Source organism: Paenibacillus sp. Y301 (assembly GCF_059445505.1).
Genome location: NZ_JCAIUL010000003.1, coordinates 100,770 through 121,718 on the forward strand (window position 1 = coordinate 100,770; position 20,949 = coordinate 121,718).

At 42.5% G+C, this 20,949-nt stretch carries 20 protein-coding genes and 1 tRNA gene; 19 read left to right on the forward strand and 2 right to left on the reverse strand.

Annotation, left to right across the window (positions count from 1 at the left end; genetic code table 11):
- Positions 1-3 precede the first annotated feature (3 nt).
- The 12 genes from mdh (at position 4) to AC1D69_RS06925 (ending at position 12,838) form a co-directional block, all read left to right on the forward strand.
- Entirely contained in the window at positions 4-945 is a 942-nt protein-coding gene (mdh, locus tag AC1D69_RS06870; RefSeq protein ID WP_495455400.1) for a malate dehydrogenase, read from the forward strand.
- 171 nt (positions 946-1,116) lie between these two features.
- Positions 1,117-1,542 carry a hypothetical protein gene (locus AC1D69_RS06875; protein ID WP_495455401.1) on the forward strand — a complete coding sequence of 142 codons (426 nt, stop codon included), beginning with the start codon at positions 1,117-1,119 and terminating at the stop codon, positions 1,540-1,542.
- 274 nt (positions 1,543-1,816) lie between these two features.
- A complete protein-coding gene (locus AC1D69_RS06880) occupies positions 1,817-2,683 on the forward strand; it encodes an SDR family oxidoreductase (RefSeq protein ID WP_495455402.1) in 867 nt (288 codons plus the stop codon).
- 165 nt (positions 2,684-2,848) lie between these two features.
- Complete coding sequence (gene pnpS / locus AC1D69_RS06885; protein WP_495455403.1) at positions 2,849-4,645, forward strand: two-component system histidine kinase PnpS; 1,797 nt, start codon at positions 2,849-2,851, stop codon at positions 4,643-4,645.
- Positions 4,646-4,772: 127 nt separating this feature from the next.
- Positions 4,773-5,507 carry a response regulator transcription factor gene (locus AC1D69_RS06890; protein ID WP_495455404.1) on the forward strand — a complete coding sequence of 245 codons (735 nt, stop codon included), beginning with the start codon at positions 4,773-4,775 and terminating at the stop codon, positions 5,505-5,507.
- Positions 5,508-5,707: 200 nt separating this feature from the next.
- The gene (pstB, locus tag AC1D69_RS06895; RefSeq protein ID WP_495455405.1) at positions 5,708-6,463 is read left to right on the forward strand and encodes a phosphate ABC transporter ATP-binding protein PstB; all 756 of its coding nucleotides are present in this window, start codon (positions 5,708-5,710) and stop codon (positions 6,461-6,463) included.
- Between the two features lie 68 nt (positions 6,464-6,531).
- Positions 6,532-7,191, forward strand: coding sequence for a phosphate signaling complex protein PhoU (gene phoU / locus AC1D69_RS06900; RefSeq protein WP_495455406.1), 660 nt, complete (start codon positions 6,532-6,534; stop codon positions 7,189-7,191).
- 128 nt (positions 7,192-7,319) lie between these two features.
- Positions 7,320-9,980, forward strand: coding sequence for a DNA polymerase I (gene polA / locus AC1D69_RS06905; protein ID WP_495455407.1), 2,661 nt, complete (start codon positions 7,320-7,322; stop codon positions 9,978-9,980).
- A gap of 50 nt (positions 9,981-10,030) precedes the next feature.
- The gene (gene mutM, locus AC1D69_RS06910) at positions 10,031-10,873 is read left to right on the forward strand and encodes a DNA-formamidopyrimidine glycosylase (protein WP_495455408.1); all 843 of its coding nucleotides are present in this window, start codon (positions 10,031-10,033) and stop codon (positions 10,871-10,873) included.
- 115 nt (positions 10,874-10,988) lie between these two features.
- Positions 10,989-11,672 carry a sporulation membrane protein YtaF gene (gene ytaF / locus AC1D69_RS06915; RefSeq protein ID WP_495455409.1) on the forward strand — a complete coding sequence of 228 codons (684 nt, stop codon included), beginning with the start codon at positions 10,989-10,991 and terminating at the stop codon, positions 11,670-11,672.
- Positions 11,673-11,681: 9 nt separating this feature from the next.
- The gene (coaE, locus tag AC1D69_RS06920) at positions 11,682-12,278 is read left to right on the forward strand and encodes a dephospho-CoA kinase (RefSeq protein ID WP_495455410.1); all 597 of its coding nucleotides are present in this window, start codon (positions 11,682-11,684) and stop codon (positions 12,276-12,278) included.
- Positions 12,275-12,838, forward strand: coding sequence for a lytic transglycosylase domain-containing protein (locus AC1D69_RS06925; RefSeq protein WP_495455411.1), 564 nt, complete (start codon positions 12,275-12,277; stop codon positions 12,836-12,838). Before coaE ends, AC1D69_RS06925 begins: the two co-directional genes overlap by 4 nt.
- Positions 12,839-12,902: 64 nt before the next feature.
- Here the strand turns inward: AC1D69_RS06925 and AC1D69_RS06930 are convergent, their stop codons facing one another.
- A complete protein-coding gene (locus AC1D69_RS06930) occupies positions 12,903-13,121 on the reverse strand; it encodes an alpha/beta-type small acid-soluble spore protein (protein WP_495455412.1) in 219 nt (72 codons plus the stop codon).
- A 135-nt stretch (positions 13,122-13,256) separates the two neighbouring features.
- Between AC1D69_RS06930 and nrdR the strand changes: the two genes are divergently transcribed.
- The 5 genes from nrdR (at position 13,257) to AC1D69_RS06955 (ending at position 14,696) form a co-directional block, all read left to right on the forward strand.
- Positions 13,257-13,724 (forward strand): transcriptional regulator NrdR, encoded by a 468-nt coding sequence (gene nrdR, locus AC1D69_RS06935; RefSeq protein WP_495455413.1) that lies wholly within the window; start codon positions 13,257-13,259, stop codon positions 13,722-13,724.
- A 60-nt stretch (positions 13,725-13,784) separates the two neighbouring features.
- Positions 13,785-13,857, forward strand: a tRNA-Ala gene (locus tag AC1D69_RS06940).
- Positions 13,858-14,075: 218 nt separating this feature from the next.
- Positions 14,076-14,369 (forward strand): alcohol dehydrogenase catalytic domain-containing protein, encoded by a 294-nt coding sequence (locus tag AC1D69_RS06945; RefSeq protein ID WP_495455414.1) that lies wholly within the window; start codon positions 14,076-14,078, stop codon positions 14,367-14,369.
- Positions 14,347-14,532, forward strand: coding sequence for a zinc-binding dehydrogenase (locus tag AC1D69_RS06950; protein ID WP_495455415.1), 186 nt, complete (start codon positions 14,347-14,349; stop codon positions 14,530-14,532). The genes AC1D69_RS06945 and AC1D69_RS06950 overlap by 23 nt, the downstream gene beginning before the upstream one ends.
- Entirely contained in the window at positions 14,529-14,696 is a 168-nt protein-coding gene (locus AC1D69_RS06955; protein WP_495455416.1) for a zinc-binding dehydrogenase, read from the forward strand. The genes AC1D69_RS06950 and AC1D69_RS06955 overlap by 4 nt, the downstream gene beginning before the upstream one ends.
- A gap of 353 nt (positions 14,697-15,049) precedes the next feature.
- On the opposite strand, the gene AC1D69_RS06960 is transcribed toward AC1D69_RS06955, so the two are convergent.
- Positions 15,050-18,823, reverse strand: a complete 3,774-nt coding sequence (locus AC1D69_RS06960) for an NHL domain-containing protein (protein WP_495455417.1) — start codon at positions 18,821-18,823, stop codon at positions 15,050-15,052.
- A gap of 129 nt (positions 18,824-18,952) precedes the next feature.
- Here AC1D69_RS06960 and AC1D69_RS06965 point away from each other — a divergent pair, with 129 nt between their 5' ends.
- Together AC1D69_RS06965 and AC1D69_RS06970 are read left to right on the forward strand one after the other, a co-directional pair.
- Positions 18,953-19,528: an ATP-binding protein gene (locus AC1D69_RS06965; RefSeq protein ID WP_495455418.1), complete on the forward strand. Its 576-nt coding sequence runs from the start codon at positions 18,953-18,955 to the stop codon at positions 19,526-19,528.
- Entirely contained in the window at positions 19,489-20,892 is a 1,404-nt protein-coding gene (locus AC1D69_RS06970; RefSeq protein ID WP_495455419.1) for a helix-turn-helix transcriptional regulator, read from the forward strand. Before AC1D69_RS06965 ends, AC1D69_RS06970 begins: the two co-directional genes overlap by 40 nt.
- Positions 20,893-20,949: the final 57 nt, after the last annotated feature.

Genomic DNA, 20,949 nt, shown 5'->3' on the forward strand with positions numbered 1-20,949 from the left:
ATTATGGGCTTAAAGCGAAATAAAATATCGGTTGTTGGAGCCGGTTTTACTGGTGCCACAACTGCATTTATGTTAGCACAAAAGGAGCTTGGGGATGTCGTATTGATTGATATTCCTCAGTTAGAGAATCCAACTAAAGGTAAGGCACTTGATATGATGGAAGCTAGTCCTGTCCAAGGATTTGATAGCCAAATTATCGGTACGTCTAACTATGAAGATGCTGCTGACTCCGATGTTGTAATTATTACAGCAGGTATTGCCCGCAAGCCTGGAATGAGCCGTGATGACCTTGTGAATACAAATGCAGGGATTGTGAAGTCGGTATGTGAGAACGTTAAGAAGTATGCTCCAAACTCTATCGTCATTATTCTAAGTAATCCTGTGGATGCTATGACATATGTGGCGTATAACACGCTTGGATTTCCAAAGAACCGTGTCATTGGACAATCGGGCGTCCTGGATACAGCTCGCTACTGTACTTTTATTGCACAAGAGTTAAATGTATCCGTTGAAGATGTTCGTGGGTTTGTATTAGGTGGACATGGTGATGATATGGTTCCTCTAGTTCGTTATTCAAGCGTTGGGGGAATACCTATTGATACCTTGATCAGTGCTGAACGCATTCAAGAGATTGTCCAACGCACACGGGTTGGTGGCGGTGAAATTGTAAACCTACTGGGTAACGGTAGCGCTTATTACGCTCCAGCAGCATCTTTAGTACAAATGACCGAAGCAATTCTAAAAGATAAGAAGCGAATTATTCCAGTTATTGCTCTACTTGAAGGTGAGTATGGATACGATAACCTATTTTTGGGCGTTCCTACGATTCTTGGTGGCGATGGGATAGAGAAGATATTTGAACTAGAGTTGACTGCTGATGAGAAATCAGCGCTAGATAAGTCAGCTGTTTCCGTTCGAAATGTCACATCCGTGGTAAGTGTCTAGGATAGAATATTTCATACTGATGTATAAGGAATTGTAAAAGTGTCAAAATTATGAAGAGAGAAGCCTCTTTGTCTGTCAAAAGCAAAGGGGCTTCTTTCTTTTCATTTATAGCTGAGGTATAATTAGTGTGATATTTATCACAAAAAAATAGTTTTTAGGAGGATATTTTCAATGTGGATGATTATGAGTTTTGTACATATTTTAGGAGCATTATCCGTGGGGTTCTACCTGTTATTGCCGTTTATCGTTAGTAAAATGTCATCGTTATCCTTGCCTGCACAAGAAGGAAGCGCTGCATCTATTCGTAGTTTCAATGTGTTTGCTCAAATCGGTTTGTTAGTTCAGTTTCTAACAGGCGGATATCTTATGACTAAGGGTGACTATTCAGCAGTATGGATGACAGTAGTTGTTGTACTATTAGTCGCTTTATTCGCAATTAGTGGAATGATGAGCAAACCTTTGAAGCTTGCAATTGCCAACATCAAGGAAAAGAAAGATATTTCAGCACATCTTGGAAAGTTACGTACAATGAGTGCACTATTGGCGGTTTGTTTGCTAGTAATGGTATTCTTCATGGTATATACGGACATCATTTAGTGCTTTATAAGAGAGTAAGACTGAAGTAGATTCAATGGATGTACATTGGAGATTTACTTGGTCATAACGAAATGATTATAAAAGACAGCAGTTACGAGGATTCCTTGTGCTGCTGTCTTTTTCGTTCTTTATCTAGCATTGAATACGAAAATGAAGTTAATATATATTTACTGATTATTACGTTAGATATTGTGGTAATAAATTGGCAAAAAAGAATAGTTAATAACGATTTATGCCATCCTAATAAGATAGTTTAGAAGGGAGAATGAATCATATGTCAAACCAACAACCTAACAAAACCTTACCACCACAACATCAGGATCAACAGCCAGGTGTCGAAAGTAAGATGAATCCGCTACCTGTATTTGAGTCACCAACGTACAAGGCTGCAGGGAAATTACAAGACAAAGTTGCGATCATCACCGGCGGAGATAGTGGGATTGGAAGAGCGACAGCTGTTGCTTTTGCTAAAGAAGGAGCAGATTTGGCTATTTTCTATTTGAATGAACATGATGATGCAAAGGAAACCCAACGACAAATAGAACAAGAAGGGCGTAAATGCCTATTAGTTCCCGGAGATATTGGAGATGAAGAATTCTGCAAAACGTCGGTGAAGCAAACGATTGATCAGTTCGGGAAAGTGGACATTCTTGTGAATAACGCGGCTGAACAGCATCCCCAACAGAAAATTGAAGATATTACGAGTGAACAATTGGAGCGTACGTTTCGAACGAATATATTCAGTATGTTTTATATGACCAAAGCAGTTATGCCGCATCTGAAGAGTGGTAGTAAAATCATTAATACGGCTTCCATTACGGCATACAAAGGTAATGCTACCCTCATTGATTACTCTTCGACAAAAGGAGCCATTGTAAGCTTTACACGTTCACTGTCAATGAATGTCATCGAAAAGGGAATCCGAGTGAATGCAGTAGCGCCAGGGCCAATCTGGACGCCACTTATACCATCCACTTTTGATGCAAAGAAAGTAAGTGAGTTCGGGGGGACACAACCAATGAAGCGTCCCGGTCAGCCGGAAGAACTGTCCCCAGCCTATGTCTACCTTGCATCGGATGATTCATCATATGTTAGTGGACAAGTTATCCATGTTAATGGCGGAGAAATTGTGAACGGTTAATAACGAACAGTAAGACCCGTACCTGATATTTAAATTGAGGTATGGGTCTTTTATTCTTTTGTAATTCTACATAGATAGATTAGATGGATTACTTCTGTTATACTCGTGGTGGTTATTCGACTAGCTAAATACATAATATATTAAACTCATGGGAGAATTAGAAATATGAAGTCATATCGTACTAGATTAACCCTTATTTTAATGATCATGATTGGATTGACGATGGTCGGCGCTGGACTGACTATGGCTAAAGTATTTAAGAATTCTCACATTATTGTGCTTGAGGAGAATATGACCCGGGAAATAAAACTATTAAGTAAAACTCTTGATTTTCCCTTAACGGAGAATAAGGAAGTTAATCAGTATTATACAAAAGAAGCCCAAGAAATCGGAAAGTTAATTGACTCTCGTGTCACTTTTATTGAGCGCGACGGGACTGTCATTGGAGATTCAGAGAGAGATCCACTGCTGATGGATAACCACATCAATCGAGAAGAGATTGCAGCGGCGGCAAAAGAGGGCGTTGGACATGTTATAAGATACAGTAGTTCCCTTGGACGAAATATGCTATATGTTGCTACACCGGTCAAAGTGGGCAATACATTTGATGGATATATCCGGTTATCCGTTAGTCTTGAATCTATTGATAAAGGGCTTCAGCATGCTTGGACACTTATGGCAGTGTGGCTACTCATTCTATTTGTTGTTGCAGCACTGATCAGTATCCGAATGGCTACGAGTTTAACTTTACCCTTAGAGAAGATAATAAAGGTAGCTAGGAGAATTTCGCAAATTGATTATGACGCTCGAGTACAATTAGAGCGTCATGATGAAGTCGGGCAGTTGGGATATGCCATTAATGCAATGGCAGATAGTTTGCAGAATCAAGTGAAGAGAATTCGGGATAATGAGGATTTAATACAGAGTGTATTGGACAATATGACCAGTGGCATACTGATGATTGATGTGAATGATAATATAGCCGTCATTAATCCAGCTGCTGAAGAGATGCTAAAAATGAAGAGTGATCATGTCTTAGGTAGATCATTTACAGAAATGAAGCAACATTACGAATTGTCGAAGGTCTTTAAAGAAGGGATATCTCTCCGGATTCCAATCCACGAGGAACGCAGTTTATATTATCCTGAGGAAAGAATGATGCGGATTGATGGTGTTCCCATGTTAGATGAAGAGGGTTCCTACAAGGGAATATTGTTCTTACTTCAGGATATATCAGCGATTCGTAGGTTGGAGAATATGAGAAGTGAATTTGTTGCAAATGTATCTCATGAGTTAAAGACACCCATTGCTGCAGTTAAAGGATTTGCAGAAACACTACTTGGCGGGGGTGTGACTGATAAGAAGACTGTGCGGTCATTTCTACAAATCATATATGATGAGAGCGAACGCTTGAATAGACTCATTAGTGACATTCTGGATTTGTCTAAGATTGAATCTAAACGTATCCCAATGGATTATTCTCCTGTTCATTTATCCTCGTTCTTTGCGTCGGTAATAGAAACGATGAATACGATGGCAGATAAAAAGGGAATTAGCTTGGAAAGAGATATTCCTGACGAATTATTTATTGAAGCAGATGAAGATAAACTACGGCAGATTTTTATTAATCTTCTCTCCAATGCAATTAATTACACGCAGGAAGGAGGGCGAGTCAAGCTGACTGTTTGTCACATAGAGCAGGATAACGATGAAGATCGTGTTCAATTTACAGTAATGGACACTGGGTTAGGTATTCCCAAAAAAGATTTGCCACGAATATTTGAACGTTTCTATCGCGTGGACAAGGCTCGTTCACGGGGTTCAGGTGGAACAGGTCTGGGACTATCCATTGTTAAGCATTTAGTTGATATGCATAAGGGGCGTTTATCCGTGGAGAGTGAGCTTAATATTGGGAGTTCCTTTATCGTGGAATTACCTTTTTTACAAGATGATGATCGATAGCTCTCTTCTTACGAAATAAATGGATTAGATTGTTTCGAGTTTACACTCCCTTAACATTATGGTGGTATGATGAATCATGTTGAACTAGCATCTCTATTTCGAGATGATAAAAGAATGGAGGTTCCATATGTCGCAACGATTGTTGGTTATTGAAGATGAGCCGACATTGGCCAGACTATTATCTTATAATTTGTCGCAAGAAGGCTATGATGTAACGATGGAGGATCACGGGACTTCAGGTTATGAAAGAGCTGTTCGGGAATCCTTTGATTTAATTCTATTAGATCTGATGTTACCAGGTATGAATGGAATTGATATTTTGAATAAATTACGTACACAAGGTATTGTGACACCTATTATTATTTTGACAGCAAGAACAGGGGAAGAAGAAGTCGTTCAAGGGCTTAAATCAGGAGCGGATGACTATATTACGAAGCCTTTTGGTGTCTCAGAACTCCTTGCAAGAGTGAGTGCTGTCATGAGACGTGTGTCTGGCAAATCAGAAGAAGTGAGGATTACAACACAGACTTCAGCGTCTATGCTCTCATTAGGTCAATTGGAAATATTCCCTGATAAATATGAAGTCACATTAGGTGGCCAGAGCATTAACTTACGTCCTAAAGAATTCGAAGTCTTACTGTACCTAGCCCGTAAACCTGGGGTAGTTCTTACAAGGGATGACTTAATGAATGAGGTATGGGGATTTGACTATATCGGGGGACAGAGAACAGTGGACGTACATGTCAGCTCACTCCGCAAAAAGCTCGAGCTTGATCCCGATTCTGTACATATCGATTCTATTCGAGGTGTGGGATATAAATTAGTGGTTAATAAAAAAAGAAATGCTCATCAATCCATGTAATTAGATGAGTATTTCCTTTAGCTATTTGACGATTCGTCAAGCTAAGCGACAGGTCTTGGTTTGACAAATCGTCACATATTTACAGGAGTGATTCGTATATAGATTTTACATAGCGTTTACAATCTTAGGATACTGCATTTACATAACGATAGTAATATTAGTAAGAACACCACGTAAAGATAAGGAGACCTGATCATTAAATGGAAGATATTATCCATATTAAGAAACTGAATCTATTTTATGGAAATTACCATGCGCTCAAGGATGTAGACCTCACGATACCTGAAAAAACAATTACATCTTTTATAGGTCCGTCAGGCTGTGGTAAATCTACACTATTACGTACATTGAATCGAATGAATGATATGATCCCTGGAACAAAGATTGTTGGTTCAATCCAAATTAATGGCAAAGAAATATATGAAGAAGATGTGCATGTTGAAGTACTTCGTAAACAGGTTGGTATGGTGTTTCAGCAACCGAACCCTTTTCCCAAATCAATATATGATAACGTTGCTTATGGTCCTCGCTTACATGGAATAAATCATAAAGCAGAATTAGATAAACTTGTAGAACAGAGTCTGCGTCAGGCTTCGCTCTGGGAAGAAGTAAAGGATTACTTGAAACGGTCTGCACTTAGTCTATCAGGTGGACAACAACAACGTTTGTGTATTGCACGCGCACTAGCAGTACAACCTGATATTCTGTTAATGGATGAAGCAACTTCTGCACTGGATCCAATCTCTACGCTCAAAATTGAAGAGTTGGTACAGGAATTAAAAGATACCTACACGATTGTAATGGTTACACATAATATGCACCAAGCTGCACGTGTATCGGGAAGAACTGTATTCTTCCTTAATGGAGAAGTCGTTGAAGCTGATGAAACAGATCAATTATTTACCAACCCACAGGATTCACGTACAGAAGATTATATATCAGGCAGATTCGGATAAATCGGATAAACACCGATATATTGGATTGATACTAAAATAAGACCATTGATAGGAGGATGACAGAACATATGATTCGAAGAATCGGGTTAGATCAAGACTTGGATGAGTTGCGGTCACTATTGCTACGTATGGGAGAGCATGTTATCGAAGCATTAGAAGGTGCGATAACGGCACTGCATACGTTGGATACGGTTAAAGCTCAACAGATCGTGAAAGATGATATACTGCTCAATGCAATGGAAGATCAGATTATGGATATAGGATCACGGCTCATTGTGACACAACAGCCTGTTGCCAAGGATTTAAGACGGATCATTGTTGCATTCAAAATCTCTAGTGATTTGGAGAGAATGGGCGATCTCGCTCTTGATGTGGCCAAAGTCACCATGCGTCTTCAAGGACAACAGTTGATTAAGCCACTTGTTGACATTCCTAATATGGCAGCAATCGTTAAGGTCATGATCACGGAGGCTATCACAGCATATCTTGATGAGAATACGGATCTTGCCTACAAAATGGCACAGGATGACGATGAAGTCGATCATTTATACGGACAAATGATTACTGAGCTATATTCCTATCTATCATCAAATCCTGAGTCATCCTCGCAAGTCATGTTACTTACATTAGTTGGACGTTATATTGAGCGTATTGCAGACCATGCGACAAATATTGGAGAAAGTGTTGTCTACCTTGTTACAGGCAAACGTCCCGATCTGAATCAATAATTGGAATGGTTTATATTTAAGCACCGACCATGGTTGGTGCTTTTTTTGTATATTCGAGTACATTTTTCTCATTTGAAGGGGTCATATGTTATCATGAAAAGAGAATGCTGTAAAAAGGAAGGTGTTTTATGGATAAGTTAATTCTAATTGATGGCAATAGTATTATTTACCGAGCGTTTTTTGCAATGCCACCACTTACTAATACAAAAGGTCTTCACACAAATGCAGTTTATGGATTTACGACAATGCTTCTGAGATTGATTGAGGATCATAAACCAACGCATATGATGGTTGCTTTTGATGCGGGTAAGATCACATTCAGACATGAAGGTTATCAGGAATATAAGGGCGGGCGAGAAAAGACACCTCGTGAGCTATCTGAACAATTTCCTTTGCTAAAGGAGTTATTACAAGGATTGGGAATTGCCCAATATGAGCTAAGTGGATATGAAGCTGATGATATTATTGGAACGATTGCTAAAGAAGCAGATCAAGCAGGGCGTCAAGTGTTGGTCGTATCAGGAGATAAGGATATGTTCCAATTGGCTTCCGAGCATGTTCAGATTGGATTGACACGTAAAGGTGTAACCGAGATCGAAGTGTATGCACCTGAGCAGATTCAAGAAAGATACGGCTTAGAACCTCACCAGATTATTGATCTAAAAGGACTAATGGGCGATACTTCTGATAATATTCCTGGCATTCCAGGAGTAGGTGAGAAGACAGCTCTTAAACTTTTGCATCAATATGGCTCTGTAGAAGAGGTATTAGCGAATACGCATGAGTTAAAAGGCAAGATGAAAGAAAAGATTGAGACGCATGCAGACGATGCGATCATGAGTAAGAAATTAGCGACGATCTATCGTGAAGTTCAATTAGATAAATCATTGGATGAAATGATATTCCATGGTCTAGTTCAGGAAACAGCAGGACCCGCGCTAGCTAAACTCGAGTTCAAATCACTTCTTGAACGGTTATCTTTCTCAGGTGAAGGGGGATTAGTGGCTGGCCAAGAAGCTAAACCTGAGCTAAATGTCGATGTGACGGTGATTGATAAGGACAATATGGACGAGTTTATTGGACATTTGACGGATGTCAAAGTCTTACATGTAGAGACTTATGGCGAGAACCCACATCGAGCAGAGATTATTGGGGTAGTGTTCTCATCGGAAGAACGGCATGACTATATCCCTTTTGAACTGCTGAACACAGAACAAGCAGCACCCATTCGGAGTTGGTTACAAGATCCTACTATTCCGAAGCGTGGATACGACTTACACCGGATGGATCTCGCATTGCATTGGCATGGGGTTCCTTTTGCTGGAGTTTCTTTTGATGTGCAGCTTGCAGCATACCTGCTCGATCCAACAGAATCTAGTCAAACGGTAAGTGCCTTAGCTTCTAAATATGGTTTAGATTCAATCGTGATAGAAGAAGATGTCTTTGGCAAAGGTGCGAAATACAAGGTGCCTGAAGTAGATATACTCAGTAACCACTTGGCAAGGAAAGCAGCTACCGTTCTTAGCATTATTCCGATACAAGAAGCGGAATTAGAAGAGAAGAAAATGAAATCGCTGTTCCATGACCTTGAGATGCCTCTTTCCCGGATATTGGCGGATATGGAGAAGCAGGGGATTGAAGTGCACACGAGCGACTTACAAGAGCTTGGTAAGGAATTCGAAGAACAAATTCATCGTCTTGAAGAAGAAATTTACCGTATTGCAGATACGAAATTCAATCTGAATTCTCCTAAACAGTTAGGGGAAATTCTATTTGTGAAGCTAGGACTACCTGTAGTTAAAAAGACAAAAACAGGATTTTCTACAGATGCTGAAGTTCTTGAGAAATTGGCTCCATATCATGATATTGTCCAGCTTATTCTGCAATATCGTACAATTGCGAAAATTCAATCGACGTATGTTGAAGGTCTACTGAAGGAAATATCACCGAAGACGGGCAAGGTTCATACGTATTATCGTCAGACGATTGCTGCGACAGGTCGCTTGAGTAGTCAATTCCCGAATCTTCAGAATATCCCTATTCGACTTGAAGAGGGACGCAAGATCCGTAAAGTATTCGTTCCTTCAGAGCCGGGTTGGACGATCTTAGCAGCCGATTATTCTCAAGTCGAGTTACGTGTTCTGGCGCACATCTCCAAAGATCAGGGATTGATAGATGCGTTCACACACGATATGGATATTCATACGAAGACAGCCATGGATGTATTCGGTGTAAGTGCTGATGATGTTGATTCGAATATGCGTCGTGCAGCTAAAGCTGTAAACTTCGGTATTGTGTATGGAATCAGCGATTATGGACTATCTCAGAACCTCAACATTACACGGAAAGAAGCTGCGAAATTTATAGAGCAATACTTCGACGTGTTCAAAGGTGTACAACAATATATGGTGGATATCGTCAAAGAAGCGAAAGAGAACGGATATGTCACGACTCTTTTGGAGAGAAGACGATACCTTCCTGAGATTAACGCTAGTAACTTCAATCTTCGATCATTCGCTGAACGGACTGCTATGAATACTCCGATTCAAGGTACGGCTGCAGATATCATTAAGTTGGCGATGATCCATATGGATCAAGCACTTTCAGATAAGAAGTTGAAGAGTAGAATGTTGCTTCAGGTTCATGATGAATTGGTATTTGAGGTCCCAGAAGATGAACTTGAGATTATGAAGGTACTAGTACCGGAAATTATGGGAAAAGCGCTACCACTTATTGTCCCATTGAAAGCCGAAGTTAGTTATGGTAGCAATTGGTACGAAGCGAAATAGTACCCCAAGGTCATGGAATTCCGTTATAATGGGATAGAGGTGAGTACATCATGCCGGAACTACCGGAAGTAGAAACCATAAGAAGAACCTTAAACGTATTGGTAAAAGATAAAACCATTGATCATGTAAGTGTCCATTTGGCGCGAATTATACAGCGCCCTGATGATATAGAGGAATTTGCATTTTTGCTTAAAGGGCATACCATTCTAGGTGTAGAACGTAGAGGTAAATTTCTACGTATTCTATTAGATGGGCTTGTCATCGTATCTCATTTGCGTATGGAAGGCAGATATGGGCTTTATTCGAGTGAAGAACCGATGGAGAAACACACGCATGTCGTGTTTCATTTCACGGATGGTACGGAATTACGCTATAAGGATGTGCGTCAATTTGGTACGATGCATCTTTTTGCTACAGGTGAGGAAATGGTGTCACTACCGTTGTCCAAGCTAGGTTTAGAACCATTAGATGAGGCTTTTACGCTCGAACAATTCAAGAAGACTCTAATGGGTAAGAAAACAAAGATTAAGCCTGTCTTACTAAATCAGGCATATGTCGTGGGAATCGGGAATATTTATGTGGATGAATCATTATTTAAAGCAGGAATTCACCCCGAGACCCCAGTAGATTCATTGCAAGATGAACAACTTGAACGGTTACACAAGTCCATTGTGAGTATTTTGTTAGAATCCATTGAAGCAGGTGGGTCATCTATCAAGTCTTATGTAAATGGACAAGGTGAAATGGGAATGTTCCAACAACAGCTTCTTGTGTATGGCCGTCAGAACAAGCCTTGTTTAAACTGCGGTACGATGGTTGAGAAAACAGTTGTGGGCGGAAGAGGAACTCATTACTGTCCAAGATGCCAACCCATGAATAACGTAAACGAATAAAGAATGTGCACCCCTTGATTTTCCCTCCATATAATAAGGAGAACGTATCGACTGTAAGCGGATCGTTTCTGATTAGACTCTTGATCATTTCCGCTGTCAGATAGGAGGGAACAGGGTGCTCAGTCACATTCTTGCACTGACGTTGCTGGCTTTTGCTGTGAGTTTGGATAGTTTTGGAGTAGGGATTACATATGGGTTAAGGCAAGTGAAAATCCCTTTACTATCCATTGCGATTATTTCAGCACTTTCGGGTGTTGTCATTGGGATTTCAATGCAGGTGGGGGTGCTGCTTGCGCATTTTGTATCTCCTGTTATTGCTTCAGTAGTTGGTGCTATTATTCTGATCGTTATGGGAATGTGGTCATTGATTCAAATGCTTGTTCAGAAAGAAAAGGATCAAGTACTGGAACCTGTTAAAGCAAAAAAAATAGAAAAGTCACCCCATCCTCCGATGGAACGACAAGTATTCTCTTTAGAGATTCGTAAGTTTGGTCTTGTTATTCAAATATTGCGTACCCCTTCGTCGGCTGATGTGGATAAATCGGGAAGCATCTCTGGGTATGAGGCTATGTGGTTAGGTATTGCATTATCTTTAGATGCATTTGGTGCTGGTCTAGGGGCCGCTCTGTTGGGGTTCTCACCATTATCAACTTCATTAGTAATCGCTTTATTTAGCGGAAGTTTTCTGGTTATGGGTATGAATGCAGGATTTCGTTTTGCTACAAAATCATGGACGCGACATATGACGGCACTACCCGCGTTAATGTTAATAATAATGGGAATAATGAAGCTGTTATGAGGTGAAATCATGAATATAGGATTAACCGGGGGTATCGCAACAGGTAAGAGTACAGTATCCTCCCTTCTAGTCAAGAAGGGAGCTTTGCTTGTTGATGCGGATGCTATTGCTCGGGATGTTATGCTCCCAGGCAACCCTGTTCTTGCTGCCGTTACTACGTCTTTTGGACAAGGTATATTGCATGAGGACGGTACGTTAGACCGTAAGAAGCTTGGCAGTATTGTTTTTGGCGATAAAAAAGCCCTTGAAACTTTAAATAGTATCAGTCACCCAGAAATTCGCAAAGAGATTAGAAAACAAATGTTGGAGCTTGAGACAACTTATCCTGAACGTCTTGTGGTGGCAGATATTCCACTATTGTATGAGTCAGGACTTGAATCCATATTCGAACAAGTATGGGTAGTCTATGCACCACGTCATATACAGAAGGAACGTCTGATGAGTAGAGATTTATTATCGGATGGACAAGCAGAGGCGAGGCTTCAGTCACAGATGGATATCGAGGTAAAGAGATCTTTAGCAGATCAAGTTATTGATAACAGTCAGACATTGGCTGTAACCGAACAACAGTTGGATAAATATTGGCTGCAGTTGAGGTCGTTATGACATTTTTTCGTAAGAAAAGAGTGCTCTTACTTCTGTTTTTAACATTCGTAGTGGTGTTATTTTTCAATAGTAATTGGATGTCATGGTTTTATCCTATTCATTACAAAGAAGAGATTCAATCACAAGCAGAGGAATACGATGTCGATCCTTTTCTTATTGCCTCAATTATCCGAGTAGAGACTAATTTCAAGCCGGGTAAGGAATCGAAAAAAGGTGCGCTGGGGATTATGCAATTAATGCCGGATACCGCTAAATGGGCAATGGAGAAGGCGAAAATACCTGAAGTGACGATGTATCATATCAAGCATGAGACAAATGAGAATATTGGTATTGGAACGTGGTATGTATCTTGGTTATTAGAACAGTTCGATGGGAATAACATCGCTGCGATAGCTGCTTATAATGCTGGACCTGGCAAAGTGAAGAGTTGGATCGACAAAGAGGTCTGGGACGGGCAATATGACACGGTAAAAAGTATTCCTTTCGGCGAAACTAGACATTATGTTCAGCGCGTTGTGTATTATTACAATCAGTACACAGATATTTACGATGAATTCTAAGGTCATGAATAAAAAGAGTGCTGGTCCAGCTCTCGCCGGTCCAACACTCCATTATTCAATCAATTTAGCTGAACTGACCAGCTAATTGCTGTTCTGCAAGAGTAACCAATCGTTTAGTGATATATCCCCCGATTGAACCGTTCTCGTAAGAAGTCATGTTACCTTGGTATCCATCTTGAGGAATGCTGATTCCAAGTTCCTGAGCGATTTCATATTTCATTTGTTCTAGGGCACCTATTGCTTTAGTTACAACTAAGTTATTTGAACTGTTGTTGTTTGCCATTGTCGTTCACCTCCTGTCTGTTGGTAAAAGTATTATGTGTCATAATAGCAATCTTCATAACTAAATTTATATGGAAATTTTTATGGAGATAATTTTACTCAAGAAATCTCATGTGAAAAGGGAAGTGCTAACATAATGAAATGCCCATATTGTAGCTATGCGGGAACTAAGGTACTGGATTCACGCCCAGCTAATGAGAATAAATCGATACGCCGCAGGCGTGAATGTGAACAATGTAGCCGGAGATTCACAACGTTTGAAATGGTAGAGGAAGCACCTTTGATTGTGATTAAGAAGAATGGTAATCGTGAAGAATTCAGTCGTGATAAGGTCATGCGTGGATTGATTAGAGCATGCGAGAAACGTCCTGTGTCTGTGGAACAATTCGATATGATCGTCTCAGAGGTTGAAAAAGCTCTAAGGGATACGGCTATAACAGAAGTAGACAGTCAGCAGATTGGTGAGATAGTGATGGAAGAATTATATCGGGTTGACGAAGTAGCGTACGTAAGGTTTGCTTCGGTATATCGCCAGTTCAAGGACATTAATATGTTTATGAAGGAATTGAAGAATCTCCTCTCCAAGAGTACATCTAGGGAATAGGAAATAACCATTGACACGACATTCATTATTTGATAAATTAGTGAATGTTGTTAGTCATACGGGGCCTTAGCTCAGCTGGGAGAGCGCATCGCTGGCAGCGATGAGGTCAGGGGTTCGATCCCCCTAGGCTCCATATATTTTAAATCAGAAACGGCAGATGTGCCGTTTTTTTGTTATGTCAACTTAATCAATATGTCCTCCTATTCTCAAAATGATGAATGGATGTCCGCCCTAATACGATAACACTGTGCAAAAACAATACTTTAGTAGTTGTAATTCAAAACCGTGCAGTAGATATACTACTTGCATATTGAGTAAGTAGCAAAACCTATTCCCAAGGACAATGAAGTATTGGTCAAAGTTCATGCGGTATCCGTAAACCCATTAGACTGGCATTTCATGAGAGGCAAGCCCTATATCATACGTACGCAGTTAGGGCTGCGCAGACCAAAGAGCAGTGCTATAGGAACAGATGTAGCGGGTCGGATTGAAGCGGTGGGCAAGAATGTGAAGGAGTTTCAACCGGGAGATGACGTATTCGGTGTGTGCACCTTCGCCGTGCAGATAGCCAAATCCTTAGGAGCGAACGTGACCGGCGTGTGTAGCACGAGGAATGTTAAAGATGGTTCAATCATACGCCGCTGATCATGTCATCGATTATACTCAAGAGGAATTTACTCAAAGTGAAAGTCATTATGATCTAATCATCGATACGGTAGGAAACCGGTCGCCCTTAAACTGCAGACGTGTACTGAGCCCCAGGGGGCCCTCGTTATTGTCGGATTGCAGAGCAAGGGGGATCTTATGACGATGCAAAAGTTTCTAGAAGCTGGAGAAGTAACACCGGTCATGGACAGATATTACAAATCGAGTGAAGTAAAGGAAGCTATCCAATACTTAGAAGAAGGATATACTCAAGGAAAAGTCATTATAACCTGGGAACATACGAACAAGACTTTACAATCTAGGTGAAACCTTGCTACAAAGTGAATTAAGATTTATTACTGGGCTTAGCTTAGCTCGGCAGGGAGCACGGAGTGGTTGGTTATACTGCCCTAAAAGCTATATTCATTCATAAAAATCAACCACGCCCATAGGACGTGGTTTTGTGTTGTTTAGCCTAATCTCAGGGAATGAACTTATTGTCCTAGCGTTCTTAAATTCGTATCTGCCTTAATTGTTCTTTTCTCGGTGAAGAAATAAACCAAAGCTAAAAGCGGAAAGATAGTTCCAATGAGAGAGGTTAGCTTCCATTCCCCCTGGGTATAAGACCAAGTGCCCAAGGCCGATCCAGTAGCATACGTTTGGAATACTACTCCAGATAATTATTCAATTAGCTCAGATCTCTGAAGTAGCTTCTGTACAATCACGGCGGCTTCCGCTCTCGTTATGAAAGATTTCGGTGCGAGTTTCTTATCAGCGCGACCAGAGATGATTCCGGCTTGTATGCCAGTTGCGATGCCACTTCTTGCCCAGACGCCTATGCTATCCTCATCCGCGAAAGACTCGAGTAGTTCATTCTCCGCTTGAGAAGAAGGATGCTGTTCATTCAGGCCGGTCAGTTTCATCGCGTTCGCGATGATCATCATCGCTTGCTCCCGCGTAATGTTGTCCTTAGGGTGGAAGGTCCCATCCTCAAAGCCGTTGATCAGATGATAGGTGTGTGCTGAATGAACGGCTCCACTGAACCATGCCCCCGAATTCATATCCGAGAAAGGCGATGTAACGCCGTTATCCTCGTTCATTCCCAAGGCTCGAACAAGTATTGCGGCGAACTCCGCACGGGTAATGTTTCGTTCAGGGTGGAACAGACCATTAGCATCACCGCTAACAACCATGCGTGAGCCTAGGTCGTTCACGGCATCCTTAGCCCAGTGAGCGGTTACGTCGTTGAAGGTGATCGAATGCCGAACGACGGCATAGGTGCTGTTCGTTAGGCTGTATATATTTGCGTAGACCTTGCCATCAAGCGTTATAAACGTGGTGGGCACATGACGGATCGTTCCATCAGGTTCTACGACGATTGCAGTCGTAACTTGGTTTGAATCTGTGCCATCCGGAAGCGCGATCGTTCGCTCCATATACGTGCCGAACTTGGTTACTTCCTTCTCGGTACTGTCGTAGATCGCCCTCACGGCAAAGTTTACCGGAGGAACGATAAGGGCAAACCCGCCTTGATCCGCAGCGTTATTGACGATCCTCATCGTGTCCACTGTTGGTTTGGCGATTTCAAGCTGAACTCTAAGCCCTTGTAAACTGGATGATTCTCCAGATGATCCAATCAGCGACTGAATGTCGAGCTGTTCGACAGGCAATCGATAGGTAGCATCCTTGGTCCGAATATCCACAATAACATGATGTTGTGCCAGGTATTGAAGTGTTGGCCCACTTAGTTCTACGGTAGTAACATCGGAAGGGGAATCAACTTTAATAGTGATAACCGACCCACGTTTAGCTCCCGTAATTTGCTCTTCCAGCTTGGATTGAACCAGCACGATAGATGTATTGTCCTGGTCATTTCTGTTCGTCTTATTCACGGTTGCTGTTCCAGCTTTCGCCTCGATGTTGTTGATGAATACTACCACACCAGTCGTCGGCATCGCCGATTCGGTCTGAACCGATGACGTAACGCTTGGGGATATACTTGGTGACACTGTCGGAGGCCCAGTCGGCAGTGTAATTGGTGGTGCACTTGGTGTCACGTAACTCGAAGCCTCTGAAGCCGCGCCACTCCCTGCGAGATTAACCGCCTTTACGGTGAACGAATAGGACGTACCGTTCGTTAACCCCGTGACTTTGAGCGGGCTGGAGCTCCCTGCTACAGTTTTACCGCCAGGCCAAGCAGTCGCCTCATAGTTCGTAATCGGACGACCCCCGTCATACGAAGGAGGTGTGAAATGGACGGATGCCTCTCCGTTGCCCGCTGTTGCCGTAACGATTATTGGTGAATCTGGCACCGTAAACGGTGTAGCGCTCACGGTATTGGAGAGAGGACTGTCTCCTTTGTAATTCGTTCCCTTAACCGTAAAGTAATAAGTCATTCCGTTTGTTAATCCGTTCGCCATATAGCCATAGACCGACCCGCTGACTGAAGCGATTTCAGCTCCAATCGTTGTGGAATTTTCAGATTGATAGATAATATACTCCGACGAACCGTCCACGGGGCTCCATTCTAAGCTTGCCTGCGTGTCCCCGGGAATGGCAGGCATCAAGAATGGGGCTCCCGGCACAGGCGTCGTGTCGCTGACGTCGATCATAAGTGTTAGCGTCTTTCCTCCGACGAATGTGAAGAGGAGGGGCTTCGTTCCAATCGTTTGACCGGCTAAGAACGATTTCCTAATCGTTACCTCGTTACCATTCACACTGTAATCGGTGTCTTCAACGAGTTCCGTTCCTTTAAGAGATATACTATCGAGCGTATAGCCGTTCCAAGTTAAGTTCGTAGCAACGTCCCCTTGGGAGGAAGTTTTCTTATCAAAATTAACGGCAGCCGGGCTAAGTTGCGGAACTAGGATCGTATAGCTTTCACTCATGATTTCGCTATCAACCACACCGGATTTCACCGCAATGGCTTTAATCGTCATATCGCTAGTCACGTCAATCGGCGAACGATAGGGTGTACTGCTAACGCTTGGCACACTGCCATCTATCGTGTAATAGATACTCGTTCCTGGATCGGTTGCGTTAAGCGTCACTAGGGTCCCATAGGCTACGGAACCTCCGAACGGAATGGGCAAAGGTGTTGCCGCTTGCGCAATTGTCGTTGCGCTCGCTTCGTTGGAGACTCCGCTATCGCCACCGGGAGCCGACGCCTTAACTGTAAAGTAGTACGTCGTTCCATGTGATAATCCGGCCGCCTCATAGCTATTTACAGATCCGGTTACGGAAGCCATTTCCGAACGGGTAGTTCCGTCAGTGCTTCTGAATATTTTATATTCATCGACTCCGTTTACAGGGTCCCAGTTCAGCGTCACTTTGGCGGTTCCTGCCGTTGCGGTTAGATGGGTGGGTGCTGAAGGTGCTGCTGCGAATGTCACCTTCCGAATTAGATGATTCCTGCGTTCCGGAAAATATAGATTACCGACGTTGTCGATGGATAACCCCATGGGGTCATCCAATAGCGCAGACGTAGCTAAGCCACCATCCCCCGAATATCCGTTGGTTTCCATTCCCGCTATGATGCTGAGGTTCCCTGTCTCCTTCTCTACTTTACGGATTGTATGGTCATCCAAATCTTCGAAATACAAATTCCCTGCACTATCTACAGCTATTTCACTAGGTGATTTTAATTTTGATATCATGGTAATAATGTTTCCCGTCAATGGGTCAATTGTCCGGATACGTCCATTCCCATTGTCCGCTATATACAAAAATCCGGCGCTATCTACGGTAATTCCTATTGGACTATGTAGTCGTGCGGAAGTAGCTAGTCCTCCGTCTCCCGATAATCCAGCTTTACCCGTACCTGCTATGGTAGTGATTATTCCCGTCACTGGATCAACCACCCGGATACAATGATTGCCTCTATCTGCGATTAATAAGTTCCCCTTACCGTCGAATGTGACTGCCACGGGGGTATTTAATGAAGCAGATGTGGCTAACCCACCATCTCCTGAATATCTGGCTGTACCCGTACCTGCTACGGTAGTGATAATTCCGTTTAGATCAACCTTTCGGATCCGATGGTTATCTCTATCTGCAATATACAAATTGCCGTTATTGTCGAACGTTATTCCTCTAGGACTGCTAAGTTTTGCATACGTAGCTAACCCTCCGTCCCCGGAGTATGCAAAAGAAGAACCTATCCCCGCAACGGTGCTAATATTCCCCGCTAAGTCAACCCTCCTGATAACGCTATTAGCTGAGTCTGCGAGATAGAGGTTTCCTAGGTTATCGATCGCTATCCCCATGGGTTGATTTAACTTTGCATTTAAAGCCTGCCCGCCATCTCCTGAATATCCTTTTGTACCTACTCCGACCACCGTATCAATGAATCCCTTCGTCGTTGCGGCATGAACTCTATTTCCTATCGGAGCCAAACTGCTTACGAGTAATAATATTGAAAGGAACACCACCATACCTCTTTTTAACTCTTTCATTCTCACACTTCTCCCATTATCGATTTTGTAAGTCACAGCATTCGTTATATTTCCAATACTATCAATGTCTAAATGGAATTTATAGTATACTTAGGTATACATTTCCCCAAACGAAAGGTAGGTTGAGAGATGAACGAGAATCGGATCAAGCGGATGGAAAGTCGCCTTTTTGTCGGCCGTGAACGAGAGAAGGACCTGTTCATCAACTTTCTGACACAGGAGTATCCTCATGACAAGATCCTTAATGTATACGGAACGGGTGGCATCGGAAAAAGCTTTCTATTGGACGAATATCGTAGATTAGCCGAATTCCATCACGTTCCGTTCCTACTGCTCGATAGCAATGACTTCACCCATACGCCTCAAGGAATATGTGAAAAGATTATCGCGTTGCTTCAGATACCTGCAGGCAAGAACAGGCAACGTCCGATCGAGGAATGTCTGGACGGGTTAAATAAGATGGCGGGAAATATTCATCTCGTTGTAGTGATCGATACTTACGAAGAACTCAGCGAGCTAGATTGGTGGCTAAGGGAAAGCTTTATCACCCGAACCAACGACAATGTTCTGTTTATTATTTCTGGACGCCATGCGCTGAGAGGTAGCTGGATCGCTTCGCCCGTACAACCTATGCGGAGAGGTTCGGTATTGTTGACGAAGCGATATTGCGTAGACTATATGCATTCACAATGGGACATCCGCTAACCTTGTCGCTTACGGTCGATCTAGCGCTAAAGGAGCTATTCGCAGAGAATAATGAAGATCAGAGGGATGACTTATTTCGAGAATTAACTTATCGTTGGCTGCGCGAGGTTCCGGACGAATCGCTTCGAGATCTGGTAGAAGCGGCCTCACTCGTTAGTAACTTCAATCAAGAGTTGTTGGAGTGGATGATTGGCGAGTCGGTTTCCGGTGCAAATTTCCGTAGGCTAATCGAGCTTTCTTTCGTCCGTCCGGGCAAGGGTGGTTATCGCATTCATGCTTTGCTAAGAACAACTCTATCTAAAGAAATCCGCGTCCGAACACCCAGACGATTCAAACAACTTCGACATCGTAGTATTGCCTACTATTACAGGGAAATCATCACTCCGTCCTCAAAATTGAATATGACGGATACGATAGCGAATTTAATCTTTGGACTTGAGGATTCGGTCCTTCTCTCGACCTTCTTAGAGGATACACCTTACGGGGAATACGAATATGAGACAGTTGATGAAGATAACCTATATCAAGCTGAGCAGCATATTCAAGACGTGATGCAGGCCGAAGCTGACTACGAACGAAGCTATTTCAATCCTCAAACGGGTCAATTGCATCAAATGGACATTCCAGCACAGCACGATCGAATCGCATTTGGTAACCTTGAGCCTGCCAAGTTGATTACGTTCGGTCCGGATACGGTTAGAATGATCAAGAACCGCCAAGGAGCAACGATCGGACTAGCGATCTTCATTCCTATTCATCGTGATTCTTTACCGTATTTACGGAATCAACCCGTTTCCCGACATTATTTTAACACACTAGACCCTGGGCAGTTGGAAGAGTACGAGAGTCCCCCAGATCAACCTTCAGGAAGGTTCATTTACCACATTGACCTGAGAAAGGACGATAGTATAGCTGCACGCGCCGCGTTAATGCGCCTTCTCATTTCTCTACTTTTGAAACAAGGCACATTGATGTTCTCCAGCCCGCTACCTTATCACCAAGAAATCACCAAACGGATGGGCTTCAATCAGGTTGAGGGCGCTACTCATTATGATTTCGGCGAGAATATCCCTTCACCCACTTTCATGCTGGACATTCAAGGAGAGAGACAAAGAGCATACTTCGACCGTTGGGTCCAGAGCGCTGGCATATCTCTGACTCCAGAGCTACCCAACAATCTAATCAACTTCACAGCTAAAGAGCGGGAGGTTGCTCAGCTTGTATTGTCTACTGATTCTATTGGGGAAATTGCGAGTAAGTTGAACGTCACCCAAGCCGCAGTCAAGAAGCACCTCGGCAGAATCTATAAGAAAGCCGGTGTCGCGAGGAAAACGCAATTACTAAAGAAGCTGATGGAGCTCTAACTGATACGCTTCTTTAGTTTGTTTTTATCTCCTCTATTGATTAATCAGTTGTGAGAG